We start from the raw sequence: 15,464 nt of genomic DNA, 5'->3' as shown, positions 1-15,464 counted from the left end.
CGCCCCGGACAGATGGCGGCAGGGCCTGATTCATGTCTGCCCGGAGCTTCCGGCTCTGCCCGGAGCTCCCGGAATGGGCTTGAGCCTCATTCTCCATCCGGCCTGCGGAGCGGGACGCTTGTCTGGCGAAAGGCGGCTGCCGGGTTGCGCGAGGCGCATCCGTAGTGTAGAACATAGAGAGAACAAATGAGCTGTGGACTATGACGTGCCGTGCAAGGTGAGGTGGCGCGCCCACCCGCACCATAGGCTATTGTCAACGAAGCCAAGATGTGGCGGACGGCCGGGAAGCCGGCTCCGCGGCCATTGATGTGCGTTTTTCAATTTCGGACGAGTGGAGTGATCCCATGGCGGGCAGTGTGAACAAGGTAATTCTGGTTGGGAATCTGGGCGCAGATCCTGAAATCCGCCGGCTGAATTCCGGCGACCCGGTAGCCAACCTGCGCATCGCCACGTCCGAGACATGGCGCGACCGCCAGTCGGGAGAGCGCCGCGAGCGCACCGAGTGGCACAATGTGGTCATCTTCAACGACAACTTGGCCAAGGTGGCCGAACAGTATCTGAAGAAGGGTGCGAAGGTTTACATCGAGGGCCAGCTGCAGACCCGCAAATGGACCGATCAGCAGGGACAGGACCGTTATACGACGGAAATCGTGCTGCAGAAGTTCCGCGGCGAATTACAGATGCTGGACACGCGCAGCCAGGGCGGCGAAAGCCAGGGCAATTATGGCGGCCAGGTCGGCCAAGGCGCCGGGCGCGGCTCCGATTTCGGCCAGTCGAGCCCGACGGACAATGCCGGCGGCGGCTATTCCCGCGACATGGACGACGAAATCCCCTTTTGATCGCCCTGAACTGTGCGGCCGCGGGCCGTGGAGACGGATCGGCATTCGATGGGAAGCGATGGAGAGTTCGAGCTGGTCTGGCGCGAGCCGCAGAGGCTTGCCGGCAAGATCTGGCAGGGCAGCTATCGGGACGCCGCAGAGGGCCGGGTTAAGCCCGTAATCGGCGAGATGGCGCAGCTTCTGCACCGGCTTGACCCCGGCCGGAAGCGCGGCGGCGTGATCGGCATCTCATGGAACGACATCGAAGGCGGCTTCCGCTACCTTGCGGCCTTGCCGCCGGCGCTGGCGGATGCCGCGACCGGCGACGGGATCGAGCATGTCGAATTGCCGCAGACGCGGCTCGCGACGGCCTGGCATGGTGCGGCCGACGGCGACGTTTTTGCCCATTACGAGCGCATGTTCGCCTGGATCGAGGCTCAGGGCCTAAGGAGGGTGAACGTGCCCTTCCACCATCGCGAGGAGTATTCGGCCGGCATCGATCTCGATGCGCCGCCGGAACTGCAGCTGATGGCGCCGGTCGCCGGCTGAGGCGGCTGCCGTATTGCGATGCTCCATGTTTGAGCATGATCCCGGAAAGTGGACACCGGTTTTTGGAAAAGATCATGCTCCGCCAAGAGGACAGGCGAGGCTCCGGCAGCCGGTTTTTCTCCGGCACCCAAGGTCAGCCGGCGATGCCGAACAGGTGCTTGACGCCGTCGGAGACGAACTGGACGGCGAGCGCGGCGAGCATCACGCCCAGGAGGCGCGTCAGGATGGAGCGGCCGGTCTCGCCCAGGAAGCCGTCGATGCGCTCGGCCAGTACGAAGACGATATAGGTCAGCGCGATCACCGAAGCGATGATCAGGGCAAGGGCGGCGCGGTCCGCCGGTCCGGCGAAACTTCCCGACAGCAGCACCGAAGCCGAGATGGCGCCGGGGCCGGCGATGAGGGGTATGGCGAGCGGGAAGGCGGCTATGTTGCGGATCATGTCGCGTGTAACGGCGCGTTCCGCGCTCTTTTCGTGGCGCTCCTGCCTGCGCTCGAAGATCATCTCGAAGGCGATCCAGAACAGAAGCAGGCCGCCGGCGACCCGGAAGGCCGGAAGCGTGATGCCGAAGACCTTGAGGATGGCTTCGCCGGCAAGGGCGAACACCAGCAGAATGGTGAGACCGATAAGGCTCGCCCGGACGGCGACCTGATTGCGCTCAGAGCGGTTCATACCCGCCGTCAGCGCCAGGAAAAGCGGGGCGAGGCCGGGCGGATCGACGGTGACGAGCAGTGTCACGAAGGCGTTGAGCAATGTATCGAAAGCCGGCATCGGCGTCTCCTTCCGCCCGTTACTGCTATAGCATTTTGCGGCCGGGTGGAATCTCCCGGCATCCGCATGAACGTGGCGAAACAGGAAGATGTAGAGGCCTTTGCCGGTCCTGGCGGGCGAACGGCGCTCGATCACGGCGGATGGGCGCCTGCAATCTTCCGGCGCCGAAACGGCCGCTGCCGGACGCGAAATCGGCCGGTGCGGCGAAACGCCTGTGCCGCGAATCGCCCTGCGGCACTATCTATTTGAAAAAGCTTCTGAAAATCCTCGTGAATAATAGCCTGTCCGGTTGGAGTCGCCGGCTCCGTTCCTATATAAGGATAAAGTGATTCTGTTAGCTGAATGTGACCCATCTTGACTGACCAGACGACGCCGAGCGGGCCGATCGGTCCCGACGACATCGAGCCGATCTCCATCGTGGAGGAAATGCAGCGTTCCTATCTCGATTACGCGATGAGCGTGATCGTTAGCCGGGCGCTGCCGGACGTGCGCGACGGGCTGAAACCCGTGCATCGCCGCATTCTCTATGCCTCCCACGAGAGCGGTTATCATTGGAACCGCAAATATGTGAAGTCGGCGCGTCCCGTCGCCGACGTCATGGGTAAGTACCATCCCCATGGCGACGCCTCGATCTATGACGCGCTGGTGCGCATGGACCAGGACTGGTCGATGCGCGTGCCGCTGATCGACGGGCAGGGCAATTTCGGCTCCATCGACGGCGATCCGCCGGCGGCCATGCGCTACACCGAGTCGCGGCTGTCGAAGGTGGCGCACGAGCTTCTGGAGGACATCGACAAGGAAACGGTCGATTTCCAGGATACCTATGACGGCTCCGGGCGGGAGCCCAAGGTTTTGCCGGCGCGCTTTCCCAACCTTCTCGTCAACGGCTCCGGCGGCATCGCCGTCGGCATGGCGACCAACATCCCGCCGCACAACCTGTCCGAAGTGATCGACGCCTGCGTCGCGCTGATCGACAATCCCGCCATCTCCCTGCAGCAGCTCATGGAAATGATACCGGGGCCGGATTTCCCGACCGGCGGCATCATCCTCGGCCGCTCAGGCATCCGCAGCGCCTATGAGACGGGGCGCGGCTCCGTCATGATGCGCGGCAAGGTCAATGTCGAGAATGTGCGCGGAGAGCGCGAGGCGATCATCATCACCGAGGTGCCTTTCCAGGTCAACAAGGCCTCGATGATCGAAAAGATGGCCGAACTGGTGCGCGACAAGCGCATCGAGGGCATCTCCGACATCCGCGACGAAAGCGACCGTCAGGGCTACCGCGTGGTGATCGAGCTCAAGCGCGACGCCATGGCGGACGTGGTGCTGAACCAGCTTTACCGGTATACGCCGCTGCAGACGTCCTTCGGCTGCAATATGGTGGCGCTGAACGGCGGCAAGCCGGAACAGCTCACGCTGACCGACATGCTGAAGGCGTTCGTTCATTTCCGCGAGGTCGTGGTCAGCCGGCGCACGAAATACCTGCTGCGCAAGGTGCGCGAGCGGGCCCATGTGCTGGTCGGCCTTGCCATCGCTGTCGCCAATATCGACGAGGTGATCAAGCTGATCCGGCAGGCGCCCGATCCGCAGACCGCCCGCGAGCAACTCATGGAGCGGCGCTGGCCGGCGCATGATGTGGAGGCGCTGATCCTTCTGATCGACGACCCGCGCCACAAGGTCAATGACGACGGGACGTATAATCTTTCCGAGGAGCAGGCCCGCGCGATCCTCGACCTGCGCCTGCAAAGGCTGACAGCGCTCGGCCGCGACGAGATTGCCGACGAATTGAACAAGATCGGCGCCGAGATCAGCGACTTCCTCGACATCCTGTCCTCGCGCGCGCGCATCCAGCAGATCATCAAGGACGAGCTTATCGCGGTCCGCGACGAGTTCGGCACGCCGCGCCGCACCGAGATTGTCGAGGGCGGTCCGGACATGGACGACGAGGACCTGATCCAGCGCGAGGACATGGTCGTCACCGTCACCCACAAGGGCTATATCAAGCGGGTGCCGCTTTCGATCTACCGGGCGCAGGCGCGCGGCGGCAAGGGCCGCTCGGGCATGTCAACCAAGGACGAGGATTTCGTCACGCGGCTGTTCGTTGCCAACACGCACACGCCGATCCTGTTCTTCTCCTCGCGCGGCATCGTCTACAAGGAAAAGGTCTGGCGGCTGCCGGTCGGCTCGCCGCAGTCGGTGGGCAAGTTCCTGCGCAACATGCTGCCGCTGCAGGATGGCGAGCGCATCACCTCGATCATGCCGCTGCCGGAGGACGAGGAAAGCTGGGGCGATCTCGACGTTATGTTCGCCACCACGCGCGGCACGGTGCGCCGCAACAAGCTTTCCGACTTCGTCCAGGTCAACCGCAACGGCAAGATCGCCATGAAGCTGGAGGACGATGCCGACGAGATCCTCGGCGTCTTCACCTGCACCGAGGGCGACGACGTGCTTCTGACGGCCGCCTCCGGCCAGTGCATCCGCTTTCCCGTCAGCGACGTGCGGGTGTTCGCCGGGCGCAGCTCCATCGGCGTGCGCGGCATCAACCTTGCCGATGGCGACACCGTCATCTCGATGGCGATCCTGGAACATGTGGAAGCAACGCCGGCCGAGCGCGCGGCCTATCTCAAGCAGGCAGCGGCCGAGCGGCGGCTCGCCAATGGCGAGGAGGAGGAGATCGCGCTCACCAACGAGGATGTCGGCGAGGAAACGGATCTGTCGCCCGAACGCTATGAGGAACTGAAGGCCCACGAGCAATACGTGCTGACCGTCAGCGAGTTCGGCTACGGCAAGCGCTCGTCTTCCTACGACTTCCGCGTCATCGGGCGCGGCGGCAAGGGGATTCGGGCGACGGACGTGTCCAAAAGGGACGAGATCGGCCAGCTGATCGCCGCATTCCCCGTGGCCAACGAGGACCAGATCATGCTGGTTTCAAATGCCGGGCAGGTGATCCGCGTGCCGGTGAACGGCATCCGCATCGCCAGCCGCGCCACAAAGGGCGTCACCATCTTCAACACCGCCAAGGGCGAGAGAGTGGTTTCGGTGGAGCGGATCTCCGAGCCGCAGGGCGAGGAGGAAGTGGCGGCCGAGGCCGAGGGCGTCATCGAGCCCGGGGCGGAACCGCCGGCCGATGGCACGCCGCCGTCCGAAACCTGAGCCGCAAAGACAAGGCGCCGCGGCGCCTTGTCTTTATCGGCGGTAGGGAGGGCGCCTGTCGGCGATGCGTTGCTCGAGCCTGACGCGCTGTGCTTCCTGGTGAAGACCGAAGGCGGTGGCGATCAACATGGCCAAGGTCATCGCGGCTGCTAGCGTAAAAATCATCATGGTCGTGTCTCCTTGCACCAGTAACGGCGTATCCGGGGTTTTGGTTTCACCATTTCTGTGTGTCGCTGGTGCCATTTTTGGTTCAAACCGATGCTGAATGAGCCGTTCATGCGCGGTTCATCGGCTGGCGGTGGAGCCTGCCGCGGCGGCACGAAAACCTTGCCGCATGACTTGCGCGGCTCGGGCGGTTGTGGCTTCGTGTGCTCCGGCCGAACGTGGAGATCGAAGCCATGCCGGAAACCGCCGCGCTATTTTCCTATATTGCCGCCTGCATCCTGATCGTCGTCGTGCCGGGCCCCTCGGTCACGGTGATCGTCGCCAATTCCATGCGCCACGGGGCGCGCGCCGGGCTCTTGAACGTGGCCGGCACGCAGCTTGGCCTTGCCTTGATGATCGGCGTTCTTGCCTGCGGGCTTTCGGCGGTGGTCAGCGCCATGGCCAGCGTCTTCGACATATTGCGGCTTTTGGGCGCGGCCTATCTGGTGTGGCTGGGCATCCGCATGTGGCGCTCGGACGGCTCCCTCGGCACGGGCGAAAGCACGCCTGCGGCGGGCAACTCCTTCGTCCTGCAGGGGTTTGTCGTCATATGGTCCAATCCCAAGGCTTTGCTCTTCTTCGGCGCGTTCATTCCGCAATTCATCGACCCGGCAGGCGGCGCTGTTGCACAGACGGTTTTCCTGGGGGCGATATTCATGGCGGTGGCAACGGTGTTCGATTCGCTCTACGCCTTCGCCGCCGGCGGCGCCGGGGCCAGGCTGACGCGGGCGCGCGTGCGGCTGGCCGAGCGCATTTCCGGGACGTTTCTCATAGGCGGCGGGCTCTGGCTCGCCTTTGCGCGCCGGTAGCGTGTTGCGAATTGCGTTGAGCGGCGCGGCCAAGTAAAAGCGCTGGCATGATCACGCGCACCGCTTTTTACGCCGGCTCCTTCGATCCCCTGACAAACGGCCATCTGGACGTGCTCAAGGGGGCGATGACGATTGCCGATACGATCGTTGTCGGCATCGGGCTTCATCCCGGCAAGAAGCCGCTTTTCGACTATGATGAAAGGGTCATGCTGATCGAACGGTCGGCGGTGGACGAGCTCGGCGCGGATGCCGACCGCATCAAGGTGGCGGCCTTCGACAATCTCGTCATCGACGCCGCCCGCACCCATGGCGCCTCGATCATGATTCGGGGCCTGCGCGACGGCACCGATCTCGACTACGAGATGCAGATGGCGGGCATGAACGAGACCATGGCGCCGGACCTGCAGACCGTTTTTTTGCCGGCAAGCCCGTCGGTCCGCACCATTACGGCCACACTTGTGCGCCAGATCGCGTCCATGGGCGGCGATATAACGCCATTCGTGCCGGCCGTCGTTGCCGGCGCGCTCAAAGCCAAATTCGCCGGCTGATCGAAAGCATTCGGGAGATCTTCAATGCAGTTCACGAAATTCATTGCGCCGTTGTGCGTCGCGGCGGGCCTGTTCGCCTCGGCTTTCGCGGCAGGGGCGGCCGAGCCGGAAAACACGCTCATCCTGGAGCTGAAGGACGGCGAGGTGCAGATCGCGCTGCGGCCCGGCCTTGCGCCCAAGCATGTCGAGCAGATCAAGAAGCTGGCGCGCGCCGGCGAATATGACAATGTCGCCTTTCACCGGGTGATCGACGGCTTCATGGCGCAGACCGGCGACGTCCAGTTCGGCGACATGGAGGACGGCTATGTGGCCGCCCGCGCCGGCACCGGCGGCTCCGACCTGCCCAATGTGCCCGCCGAGTTTTCCGACGTGCCGTTCGAGCGCGGCACGGTGGGCATGGCGCGGGCTCAGGATCCCAATTCGGCCAATTCCCAGTTCTTCATCATGTTTGCCGAAGGCCCGTTCCTCAACGGACAGTATACGGTCGTCGGGCAGGTGGAGAGCGGCATGGAACATGTCGACAACATCAAGAAGGGCGATCAGGCCAATAACGGCTCGGTCGACAACCCGGACCGCATCGTCAGCGCAAAAATCGCCGCCGACCAATAAGACCAATCAGAAAGGACGCGTCATGGCCGAGATCAAGGATCCCGAAAACACCATCATCATGGAAACGACGAAGGGGAAGGTGGTCATCCAGCTTCTGCCGGATGTCGCGCCGGGCCATGTGGCCCGCATCAAGGAACTGTCGCGCGACGGCTTCTACGACGGCATCGTCTTCCACCGGGTGATCGATGGCTTCATGGCACAGACGGGCGATCCGACGGGCACCGGCACGGGCGGCTCGGACAAGCCGGACCTGAAGGCCGAGTTCTCCAACACGCAGCATCAGCGTGGCACCTGCTCAATGGCGCGCTCGCAGAACCCGAACTCGGCGAATTCGCAGTTCTTCATCTGCTTCGACCGCGCCCCCTGGCTCGACCGCCAGTATTCGGCCTGGGGCCAGGTGATCGAGGGCATGGACAATATCGACCAGATCAAGCGCGGCGAGCCGGTGCAGAATCCCGATTCCATCGTTTCGATGCGGGTCGCGGCGGACGTGGCCTGAGGCACCCAACCGTCCTCATTCCGGAGGCCCGAGAGCCTACAGCATCGGCCCGAAAATCGGAATCGATTTTCGAAAAGCACGATGTGTAGATTCAGGAGGTTAGAGCGTCCTTTGTGCGTCCGAATGGACGCACGGCGCTCTAACCGGCACCGGTTGAAGGATCATCGTGGAGCGCGGCCATTTCAGCACCGGCCCCGCCTTCTGTGGGGCCGGCCGCGCTTCTCAATCGGCCCGGCTCCCGCTACGCTCGGCCGGCACGACGGCCAAGGTGCCGATTTTCGTTCCTGAGCTGCCAATATGCGTGTTGATCAATTCGATTTCGATCTGCCCGAAGACCGGATCGCGCTGCGGCCGGCCAGCCCGCGCGATTCCGCGCGCCTGCTGGTGGTCGATGGCGAACGGCTCGAAGACCGGATCGTGCGCGACCTGCCTTCGCTGCTGAGGCCCGGCGATGCGCTCGTCTTCAACGACACGAAGGTGATCCCGGCGCGCCTTGCCGGTCTACGCCGGCGCGGCGAGGCTGCGGCGCGGATCGAGGCGACGCTGCATATGCGGGCCGGGCCGGATCGGTGGCGGGCGTTCCTCAAGCCGGCAAAGCGCGTGGCGGTGGGCGAGCGCATCCGGTTCGGCCATGACGGCGAAGCCTGCCTTCTGGGCGCACTCGAGGCCACCGTCGCGGAAAAGGGCGAGGGCGGCGAGGCGCTGCTTGTGTTCGACCTGTCGGGGCCGGCTCTCGACGAGGCGATCATGGCCGCCGGTCACATGCCCTTGCCGCCCTATATTGCCGCCAAGCGGGCCGAAGACGAGCGCGACCAGCAGGACTATCAGACCGTCTACGCGCGCGAGGAAGGCGCGGTCGCAGCGCCCACCGCCGGCCTGCACTTCACGCCGGAACTGCTGGAGGCGCTGAAGGCGGCGGGCATCGAGATGCACTTCGTGACGCTGCATGTGGGGGCGGGGACATTCCTGCCGGTCAAGGCCGAGGAGACGGAGGACCACCGCATGCATGCCGAGATCGGCGTGGTGAGCGAAAGCACGGCCGCAGCGCTGAACGCCGTAAAGGCGCGGGGCGGGCGCATCGTTTCGGTGGGCACGACCTCGCTGCGGCTCATGGAAAGCGCGGTCGGCGAGGACGGGCTGCTCAAACCGTGGTCGGGGGCGACCGACATCTTCATCACGCCCGGATACCGGTTCCGCACGGCCGACATTCTGATGACCAATTTTCACCTTCCGCGCTCGACCCTTTTCATGCTCGTTTCCGCGTTCAGCGGGCTTGAGCGCATGAAGCGGGCCTATGCGCATGCCATTGCAAGCGGTTACCGCTTCTATTCCTATGGCGATGGCAGCCTCCTGTTCAGGGCAGAGCCGTGACCGACGCATTCTCCTTTCATCTTCTGGCGCGGGACGGGGAAGCCCGGCGCGGCGAAATTTCCACGCCGCGCGGGACCATCCGCACGCCGGCCTTCATGCCGGTCGGCACCGGCGGTACGGTCAAGGCGATGTATCTCGACCAGGTGCGGGCGCTGGGCAGCGACATCATCCTGGGCAACACTTATCATCTGATGCTGCGGCCGGGCGCCGAGCGCGTGGCGCGGCTCGGCGGGCTGCACGAGTTCGCGCGCTGGCCCTATCCGATCCTGACGGATTCGGGCGGCTTTCAGGTGATGTCGCTGTCGGCGCTGCGCAAGATCACCGAAAAGGGCGTTACGTTCCGCTCGCATGTCGACGGGCAGGTGTTCGACATGTCGCCGGAACGCTCCATCGAAATTCAGGGCCTTCTGGACTCCGACATACAGATGCAGCTCGACGAGTGCGTGGCGCTGCCGGCGGACGAAAAGGAGATCGCGCGGGCGATGGAGCTTTCGCTGCGCTGGGCGGAGCGGTGCAAGACGGCCTTCGGCGACCAGCCCGGAAAGGCCATGTTCGGCATTGTCCAGGGCGGCGACGACCTGAAGCTGCGCGAGAGCTCCGCATCGGCCCTGGCCGCGATGGACCTGAAGGGCTATGCCGTCGGCGGGCTGGCGGTGGGCGAGCCGCAGGAGGTGATGCTGGAGGTGCTGGCGGCCACATGCCCGGCGCTTCCGTCCGACAAGCCGCGCTATCTGATGGGGGTCGGAACGCCGGACGATATCCTGCGGTCGGTCGAGCGGGGCGTCGACATGTTCGATTGCGTGATGCCCACCCGCGCGGGCCGCCATGGGCTTGCCTTCACCCGCCGCGGCAAGATCAACCTCAAGAATGCGCGCCATGCCGAAGATCCGCGCCCGCTGGACGAGGAGAGCGATTGCCCGGCGACGCGGGACTATTCGCGCGCCTATCTGCATCATCTGGTGAAGTCCGGGGAGGCGCTGGGCGGCATGCTGCTCACCTGGAACAATCTGGCCTACTACCAGGGCCTGATGGCCGACATCCGTACGGCGATCGAAGCGGGCCGGTTCGCCGAGCGGGCAGGGGAGATTCGCGAGGAATGGGTGCGGGGCGACATGCCGGCCCTGTGAGTCTGCCCGTCGCTGCGGCAAGTCCGGGCTGGCGCTGCCTGTGCGGCGTCCATGCTGCCCACGGATTGGGCAGATGACGGCAAGCCTCAGAAATTGCTTGCTTTTGCCTGGCAAGGACGTTGAAATGCCCTTCTAGAAGGAGCATTTCTTGACCGCGTTCGACGAGATGCGCCTGGGGGCCCGGGCGAGACAGCCATACGAAGCGTACGAGGACTGGTTCAACCAGCAGGATGCGGGTCGTCTCAACGAGAAATCGCTGGATGCGGAGCGGGTTTTCCGGCGCACCGGCATCACCTTCGCGGTCTATGGCGACACCGAAGCGGCCGAGCGGCTCATTCCCTTCGACATCGTTCCGCGCATCATCTCCGGCAAGGAGTGGCGCCGCCTGGTGCAGGGGATAGAGCAGCGGGTTCAGGCGTTGAACGCCTTTCTTGACGATATCTATCACCGCCAGGAGATATTGCGCGCCGGCCGCATTCCCAAGGAGATCATCGCCGGAAACGAGGCCTTCCTCCCGGAAATGATCGGCGTGCGGCCGCCGGGCGGCGTCTATACCCACATTATCGGCGTCGATATCGTGCGCACCGACGAGAACGAGTTCTTCGTGCTCGAGGACAATGCGCGCACGCCCTCGGGCGTCTCCTACATGCTGGAGAACCGGGAGACGATGATGCAGCTCTTTCCGGAGCTGTTTCAGAAGATCAAGGTCCTGCCGGTGGAGAACTACCCGCAGTTGCTGCGCGAGTCCCTGGGGGCGGTGCGGCCGAAGGGCTGCGAGGGCAAGCCGACCGTCGCCGTGCTTACGCCCGGCAGCTTCAATTCTGCCTATTTCGAGCATGCCTTCCTTGCCGACCAGATGGGCGTGGAACTGGTGGAGGGACAGGATCTCAGGGTCATCGACGGGCGCGTGGCGATGCGCACGACCCAGGGCTACAAACCCATCGATGTGCTTTATCGCCGGGTCGACGACGATTTTCTCGATCCGCTGACGTTCCGGCCGGATTCGGCGCTGGGCGTGCCCGGCATCATGGATGTCTACCGGGCCGGCAACATCGCCATTGCCAACGCGCCCGGCACCGGAATCGCCGACGACAAGGCGATCTATTCCTACATGCCCGAGATCGTGGAGTTCTATACGGGCCGCAAGGCCATCCTTCAGAATGTGCCGACCTGGCGCTGCGCGGAAGCGGACAGCCTTTCCTATGTGCTGGAGCATCTGGAGGAGCTGGTGGTCAAGGAGGTTCACGGGTCGGGCGGCTACGGCATGCTGGTGGGGCCTGCCGCCTCGAAGAAGGAGAGGGAGGCCTTTGCGCAGAAGCTGAAGGCCAGGCCCGCCAACTACATCGCGCAACCGACGCTTTCCCTTTCGACCTGCCCGATCCTGACCGATGGCGGGCTGGCGCCGCGGCATGTCGATCTGCGGCCCTTCGTGCTGGTGTCGGACCGTATCCGCATCGTGCCCGGCGGGCTGACGCGGGTGGCGTTGAAGGAGGGATCGCTGGTGGTCAATTCATCGCAAGGGGGCGGGACGAAAGACACATGGGTTCTCGATGACTGACCCGCAGCAATTGATGGCCGCACGATACCGGGGGCGCTGCTGATGCTTCTGGGGCGGGCGGCGAACGGGCTCTACTGGATGAGCCGGTACATCGAGAGGGCCGAGAACATGGCCCGGCTTGTCGATACGGGGCAGCGGCTCGCCCTGACCCAGACGAGTTCCCCCGCCGACGAATGGGCCTCGGTCATGACCAGCGCCGGCGTGCGCGATGCCTTCGAACAGAGCTACGGCGAATATGATGCGCGCAGCGTCTCGGATTTTCTCCTGCGCGACGTGTCCAACTCGTCCAGCGTGATGGCATCCATGGAGACGGCGCGGATGAACGCGCGCATGGTCCGCACATCGCTCACTCGGGAGGTATGGGAAAGCATCAACGAGGCCTGGATGGCGCTGCGGCGGATGCTGACGCGGCCCATCGACGAGCGCGACATGCCGAGCGTGCTCGACGCGATCAAGCGCGAGACGGCGCTGATCCGGGGGGCTTTCCAGGGCACCATGCTGCGCAACGAGATCTTCGACTTCGCGCAGATCGGAACGCTCATGGAGCGGGCCGACAACACGGCGCGCATTCTCGACGTCAAATATTACGTGTTGCTCCCGTCGGCGACGTGGGTGGGGTCATCGCTCGACAATCATCAGTGGCAGCTGATCCTGCGGTCGGTCTCGGCGCATCGTTCGTACCGCTGGAACTATGAAGGGGATTATCAGCCGGGCAACATCGCCCACTACCTGATCCTCAATCGACGCATGCCGCGTTCGCTCGCCTTCTGCTATCGCGGCATCTGCGATTCCCTCGAGTTTCTCACCGAGGAGTACGGAACCCGGCACAAGTCGGCGGATCGGGCGGGCGCGACGCTCTCCAAGCTCAAAACGGCCACAGTCGGAGATATATTCGACGAAGGGCTGCACGAATTCCTGAGCGAGTTCATTCGCGATAACGCCGAACTGGGAAACCAGATCGCGGCGGACTATCGCTTTTATGAGTGACGATCCATGCGTCTGAAAATTTCCCACCGCACCGAATACGCCTACGACGCGCCGCTTTCCTATGCCTTGCAGCGGCTGCGGGTGTTTCCCAAGAGCGATGCCGCCCAGAATGTCGTGGAGTGGTCGCTGGCAATCGAGGGTGCGCGTGAAGAGGTGCGCTACGACGATTGTTATGGCAACGACACGCGGCTTCTGAGCATCGAGGGCGCGCCGCAGACGATCACGGTCACGGCCTCGGGCACGGTCGAAACGGTGGATACCGCCGGCGTTTCGGGCCGGCACGCGGGGCTCGCGCCCCTGTGGCTCTTCGAGCGCGATACGGCGCTGAGCGCTGCCGGCGAGAAAGTCACAGCGCTGGTGACGGAGATCGGGGAGGGCTCGGACCTCGACCGGCTTCATCAGCTGATGCTGCTCATACGCGGGCGCGTCGCCTATGAGACGGGGACGACGGAAGCGACGACCACGGGCGAGGAGGCGCTTTGCGCCGGGCGGGGCGTTTGCCAGGACCATTCGCACATCTTCCTGGGCGCGGCGCGCAAGCTGGGCTACCCGGCCCGCTATGTGAGCGGCTATCTGCGCATGGACGGTGTCGACGAGCAGACGGCGAGCCACGCCTGGGCCGAGGCCCATGTGGCGGAGATCGGCTGGGTCGGCTTCGATTGCTCCAACGGGATCTCGCCGGACGAGCGCTACGTGCGCATCGCCACGGGCCGCGACTACCGCGACGCCATGCCGGTAATGGGCATTCGGCTGGGACAGGCGCAGGAACAGCTTGCAGTCCACATCAGGGTCGAGCAGTAATTCAGGCGGATATTTTCAGGGAATCGCGCCGGAATGACCTATTGCGTTGGGCTCAGGATCGATCGGGGGCTGGTATTCGTGTCCGACACGCGGACCAATGCCGGGGTCGACGACGTCGCCATCTTCAAGAAGATGCATTGCTGGACAAGGCCCGGCGAGCGCGTTCTGGTGCTGCTGTCAGCCGGAAACCTGGCGACGACCCAGGCGGTCGTGAGCCTGCTCAACGAGCGCACCAAGGCGCCCGAGGAGCGTTCGGCCACGATGCTCGAGGTGCCTTCGCTCTATCAGGCGGCCAAGCTGGTGGGCGACACGGTCAAGGAAGTCATCCGCCAGACCGCGCCGGAAGGCCAGAATGCCGACGCTTTCGGCGCATCCTTCATCCTTGGCGGGCAGATCAAGGGAATGGAGCCGCGGCTTTTCCTGATCTATCCGGAGGGCAACTTCATCGAGGCCGGTGACGACACGCCCTTCTTCCAGATCGGCGAGACCAAATACGGAAAGCCGATCCTGGTGCGCGCGCACGACGCGAAGATGAGCTTCGAGGAGACGGTCAAGCTTTTGCTGGTCTCCTTCGATTCGACGCTGAAGTCGAACCTTTCCGTGGGAATGCCGCTCGATCTCATATTCTACGAGCGCGATACCTACGCCGTCTCGCTGGAAAGGCGCATCGAGGCCGACGATCCCTATTTCAAGGCGATCTCCGACGGCTGGTCCAGCGCCCTCAAGGACGCGTTCCGCAGCCTGCCGGACTTCAGCGCCTGAGGATTCGTTAAGCCTGCCGCGGCCGACGCACTTTCGCATCCTTTCGTTTCTGCTATAAATTGCCGGAAACGAAAGTGAGGCTCCGATGTTCCTTCTGCCGCGCCACGAGCAGATCCTGCAGCTCGCCAAGGAGCACGGCCGGGTCACGGTCGAAACCCTGGCCGAATTGTTCGGCGTGACGCCGCAGACGATACGCAAGGATCTGAACGATCTTTGCGACCAGCGCCTGCTGACCCGCATACATGGCGGTGCGCTTTTGCCGTCGGGCATCGAGAACATGGAGTATGAGGCGCGGCGCGAGCTGGCGGCGGACGAGAAGCGCGCCATCGGGCGCGCGGCAGCCGAGCTCATCCCCGACAAGGCATCGCTGTTCATCAATATCGGCACCACGACGGAGGCTGTCAGCGATGCGCTCCTCGACCATCAGGGGTTGATGGTCATCACCAATAATATCAACGTTGCCAACAGGATGCGGGTCTACCCCTCGCTGGAGGTCATCATCGCCGGCGGCGTGGTCCGCGGGTCCGACGGGGGTGTCGTCGGCGAGGCGGCCGTCGATTTCTTCCGGCAGTTCAAGGTGGACTATGCGGTGATCGGCGTTTCGGCGATCGACGAGGACGGCGCGCTGTTCGACTATGATTTTCGCGAGGTGAAGGTGGCCCAGGCCATCATCGCCAATGCGCGGCACGTGGTGCTGGTCTCCGATTCGTCCAAATTCGACCGCGCCGCGCCGGTGCGCATCGGCCATATCTCGCAGGTCGACACCTTCATCACCGACCGCTGCCCCGATTTGCGTTTCAGAGCCGTTTGCGAAGAAGCGAATGTGCGGCTGGTGGAAGCCTGCGCCACCGCAGAGACGGTCTGATATTCGTTTGACATTCGTTATGCATTCGGTTTAGTTTC

General features: G+C 64.0%; 16 protein-coding genes. 14 read left to right on the top strand and 2 right to left on the bottom strand.

Annotated features, from left to right (window positions below; all coding sequences use genetic code 11):
• The first annotated feature begins 344 nt into the window (after window positions 1–344).
• Together NTH_RS01080 and NTH_RS01075 are read left to right on the top strand one after the other, a co-directional pair.
• Window positions 345–839, top strand: a complete 495-nt coding sequence (locus NTH_RS01080) for a single-stranded DNA-binding protein (protein WP_338528268.1) — start codon at window positions 345–347, stop codon at window positions 837–839.
• 48 nt (window positions 840–887) lie between these two features.
• On the top strand, window positions 888–1,367 hold the full coding sequence (locus NTH_RS01075; RefSeq protein ID WP_338528267.1) for a GyrI-like domain-containing protein: 480 nt from the start codon (window positions 888–890) through the stop codon (window positions 1,365–1,367).
• 133 nt (window positions 1,368–1,500) lie between these two features.
• Here the strand turns inward: NTH_RS01075 and NTH_RS01070 are convergent, their stop codons facing one another.
• Entirely contained in the window at window positions 1,501–2,136 is a 636-nt protein-coding gene (locus NTH_RS01070; protein WP_338528266.1) for a MarC family protein, read from the bottom strand.
• Between the two features lie 354 nt (window positions 2,137–2,490).
• On the opposite strand from NTH_RS01070, the gene gyrA reads away from it, so the two are divergent.
• Entirely contained in the window at window positions 2,491–5,286 is a 2,796-nt protein-coding gene (gene gyrA / locus NTH_RS01065) for a DNA gyrase subunit A (RefSeq protein ID WP_338528265.1), read from the top strand.
• A gap of 33 nt (window positions 5,287–5,319) precedes the next feature.
• On the opposite strand, the gene NTH_RS01060 is transcribed toward gyrA, so the two are convergent.
• Window positions 5,320–5,454 (bottom strand): hypothetical protein, encoded by a 135-nt coding sequence (locus tag NTH_RS01060; protein ID WP_338528264.1) that lies wholly within the window; start codon window positions 5,452–5,454, stop codon window positions 5,320–5,322.
• A 230-nt stretch (window positions 5,455–5,684) separates the two neighbouring features.
• Here NTH_RS01060 and NTH_RS01055 point away from each other — a divergent pair, with 230 nt between their 5' ends.
• The 11 genes from NTH_RS01055 to NTH_RS01005 all read left to right on the top strand — a co-directional run bounded on the left by NTH_RS01055 (window position 5,685) and on the right by NTH_RS01005 (window position 15,426).
• Window positions 5,685–6,299 carry a LysE family translocator gene (locus NTH_RS01055; protein WP_338528263.1) on the top strand — a complete coding sequence of 205 codons (615 nt, stop codon included), beginning with the start codon at window positions 5,685–5,687 and terminating at the stop codon, window positions 6,297–6,299.
• Between the two features lie 47 nt (window positions 6,300–6,346).
• A complete protein-coding gene (coaD, locus tag NTH_RS01050) occupies window positions 6,347–6,847 on the top strand; it encodes a pantetheine-phosphate adenylyltransferase (protein WP_338528262.1) in 501 nt (166 codons plus the stop codon).
• Between the two features lie 24 nt (window positions 6,848–6,871).
• Window positions 6,872–7,456, top strand: a complete 585-nt coding sequence (locus NTH_RS01045; RefSeq protein ID WP_338528261.1) for a peptidylprolyl isomerase — start codon at window positions 6,872–6,874, stop codon at window positions 7,454–7,456.
• A gap of 22 nt (window positions 7,457–7,478) precedes the next feature.
• Window positions 7,479–7,955 (top strand): peptidylprolyl isomerase, encoded by a 477-nt coding sequence (locus NTH_RS01040; protein ID WP_265518415.1) that lies wholly within the window; start codon window positions 7,479–7,481, stop codon window positions 7,953–7,955.
• Window positions 7,956–8,252: 297 nt separating this feature from the next.
• Window positions 8,253–9,326, top strand: coding sequence for a tRNA preQ1(34) S-adenosylmethionine ribosyltransferase-isomerase QueA (gene queA / locus NTH_RS01035; protein ID WP_338528260.1), 1,074 nt, complete (start codon window positions 8,253–8,255; stop codon window positions 9,324–9,326).
• On the top strand, window positions 9,323–10,453 hold the full coding sequence (gene tgt / locus NTH_RS01030; protein ID WP_338528259.1) for a tRNA guanosine(34) transglycosylase Tgt: 1,131 nt from the start codon (window positions 9,323–9,325) through the stop codon (window positions 10,451–10,453). The genes queA and tgt overlap by 4 nt, the downstream gene beginning before the upstream one ends.
• Before the next feature lie 148 nt (window positions 10,454–10,601).
• Window positions 10,602–12,011 carry a circularly permuted type 2 ATP-grasp protein gene (locus NTH_RS01025; protein WP_422392331.1) on the top strand — a complete coding sequence of 470 codons (1,410 nt, stop codon included), beginning with the start codon at window positions 10,602–10,604 and terminating at the stop codon, window positions 12,009–12,011.
• A gap of 42 nt (window positions 12,012–12,053) precedes the next feature.
• Complete coding sequence (locus NTH_RS01020) at window positions 12,054–12,998, top strand: alpha-E domain-containing protein (RefSeq protein WP_338528258.1); 945 nt, start codon at window positions 12,054–12,056, stop codon at window positions 12,996–12,998.
• Between the two features lie 6 nt (window positions 12,999–13,004).
• On the top strand, window positions 13,005–13,799 hold the full coding sequence (locus NTH_RS01015) for a transglutaminase family protein (protein WP_338528257.1): 795 nt from the start codon (window positions 13,005–13,007) through the stop codon (window positions 13,797–13,799).
• Window positions 13,800–13,832: 33 nt separating this feature from the next.
• Window positions 13,833–14,561: a proteasome-type protease gene (locus tag NTH_RS01010; RefSeq protein ID WP_338528256.1), complete on the top strand. Its 729-nt coding sequence runs from the start codon at window positions 13,833–13,835 to the stop codon at window positions 14,559–14,561.
• A gap of 85 nt (window positions 14,562–14,646) precedes the next feature.
• Complete coding sequence (locus NTH_RS01005) at window positions 14,647–15,426, top strand: DeoR/GlpR family DNA-binding transcription regulator (protein ID WP_338528255.1); 780 nt, start codon at window positions 14,647–14,649, stop codon at window positions 15,424–15,426.
• The last annotated feature ends 38 nt before the right edge of the window (window positions 15,427–15,464 follow it).

It is taken from the genome of Nitratireductor thuwali, assembly GCF_036621415.1.
Taxonomy (GTDB): Bacteria; Pseudomonadota; Alphaproteobacteria; order Rhizobiales; family Rhizobiaceae; genus Chelativorans; species Chelativorans thuwali.
This window is presented reverse-complemented; position numbering and strand designations above follow the sequence as displayed.

Bases quoted from the DNA above. Each gene is read 5' to 3' on its own strand.
- NTH_RS01080 (WP_338528268.1), top strand. From the start codon at position 345: ATGGCGGGCAGTGTGAACAAGGTAATTCTGGTTGGGAATCTGGGCGCA.
- NTH_RS01075 (WP_338528267.1), top strand. From the start codon at position 888: ATGGGAAGCGATGGAGAGTTCGAGCTGGTCTGGCGCGAGCCGCAGAGG.
- NTH_RS01070 (WP_338528266.1), bottom strand. From the start codon at position 2,136: ATGCCGGCTTTCGATACATTGCTCAACGCCTTCGTGACACTGCTCGTC.
- NTH_RS01060 (WP_338528264.1), bottom strand. From the start codon at position 5,454: ATGATGATTTTTACGCTAGCAGCCGCGATGACCTTGGCCATGTTGATC.
- NTH_RS01055 (WP_338528263.1), top strand. From the start codon at position 5,685: ATGCCGGAAACCGCCGCGCTATTTTCCTATATTGCCGCCTGCATCCTG.
- coaD (WP_338528262.1), top strand. From the start codon at position 6,347: ATGATCACGCGCACCGCTTTTTACGCCGGCTCCTTCGATCCCCTGACA.
- NTH_RS01045 (WP_338528261.1), top strand. From the start codon at position 6,872: ATGCAGTTCACGAAATTCATTGCGCCGTTGTGCGTCGCGGCGGGCCTG.
- NTH_RS01040 (WP_265518415.1), top strand. From the start codon at position 7,479: ATGGCCGAGATCAAGGATCCCGAAAACACCATCATCATGGAAACGACG.
- queA (WP_338528260.1), top strand. From the start codon at position 8,253: ATGCGTGTTGATCAATTCGATTTCGATCTGCCCGAAGACCGGATCGCG.
- NTH_RS01020 (WP_338528258.1), top strand. From the start codon at position 12,054: ATGCTTCTGGGGCGGGCGGCGAACGGGCTCTACTGGATGAGCCGGTAC.
- NTH_RS01015 (WP_338528257.1), top strand. From the start codon at position 13,005: ATGCGTCTGAAAATTTCCCACCGCACCGAATACGCCTACGACGCGCCG.
- NTH_RS01010 (WP_338528256.1), top strand. From the start codon at position 13,833: ATGACCTATTGCGTTGGGCTCAGGATCGATCGGGGGCTGGTATTCGTG.
- NTH_RS01005 (WP_338528255.1), top strand. From the start codon at position 14,647: ATGTTCCTTCTGCCGCGCCACGAGCAGATCCTGCAGCTCGCCAAGGAG.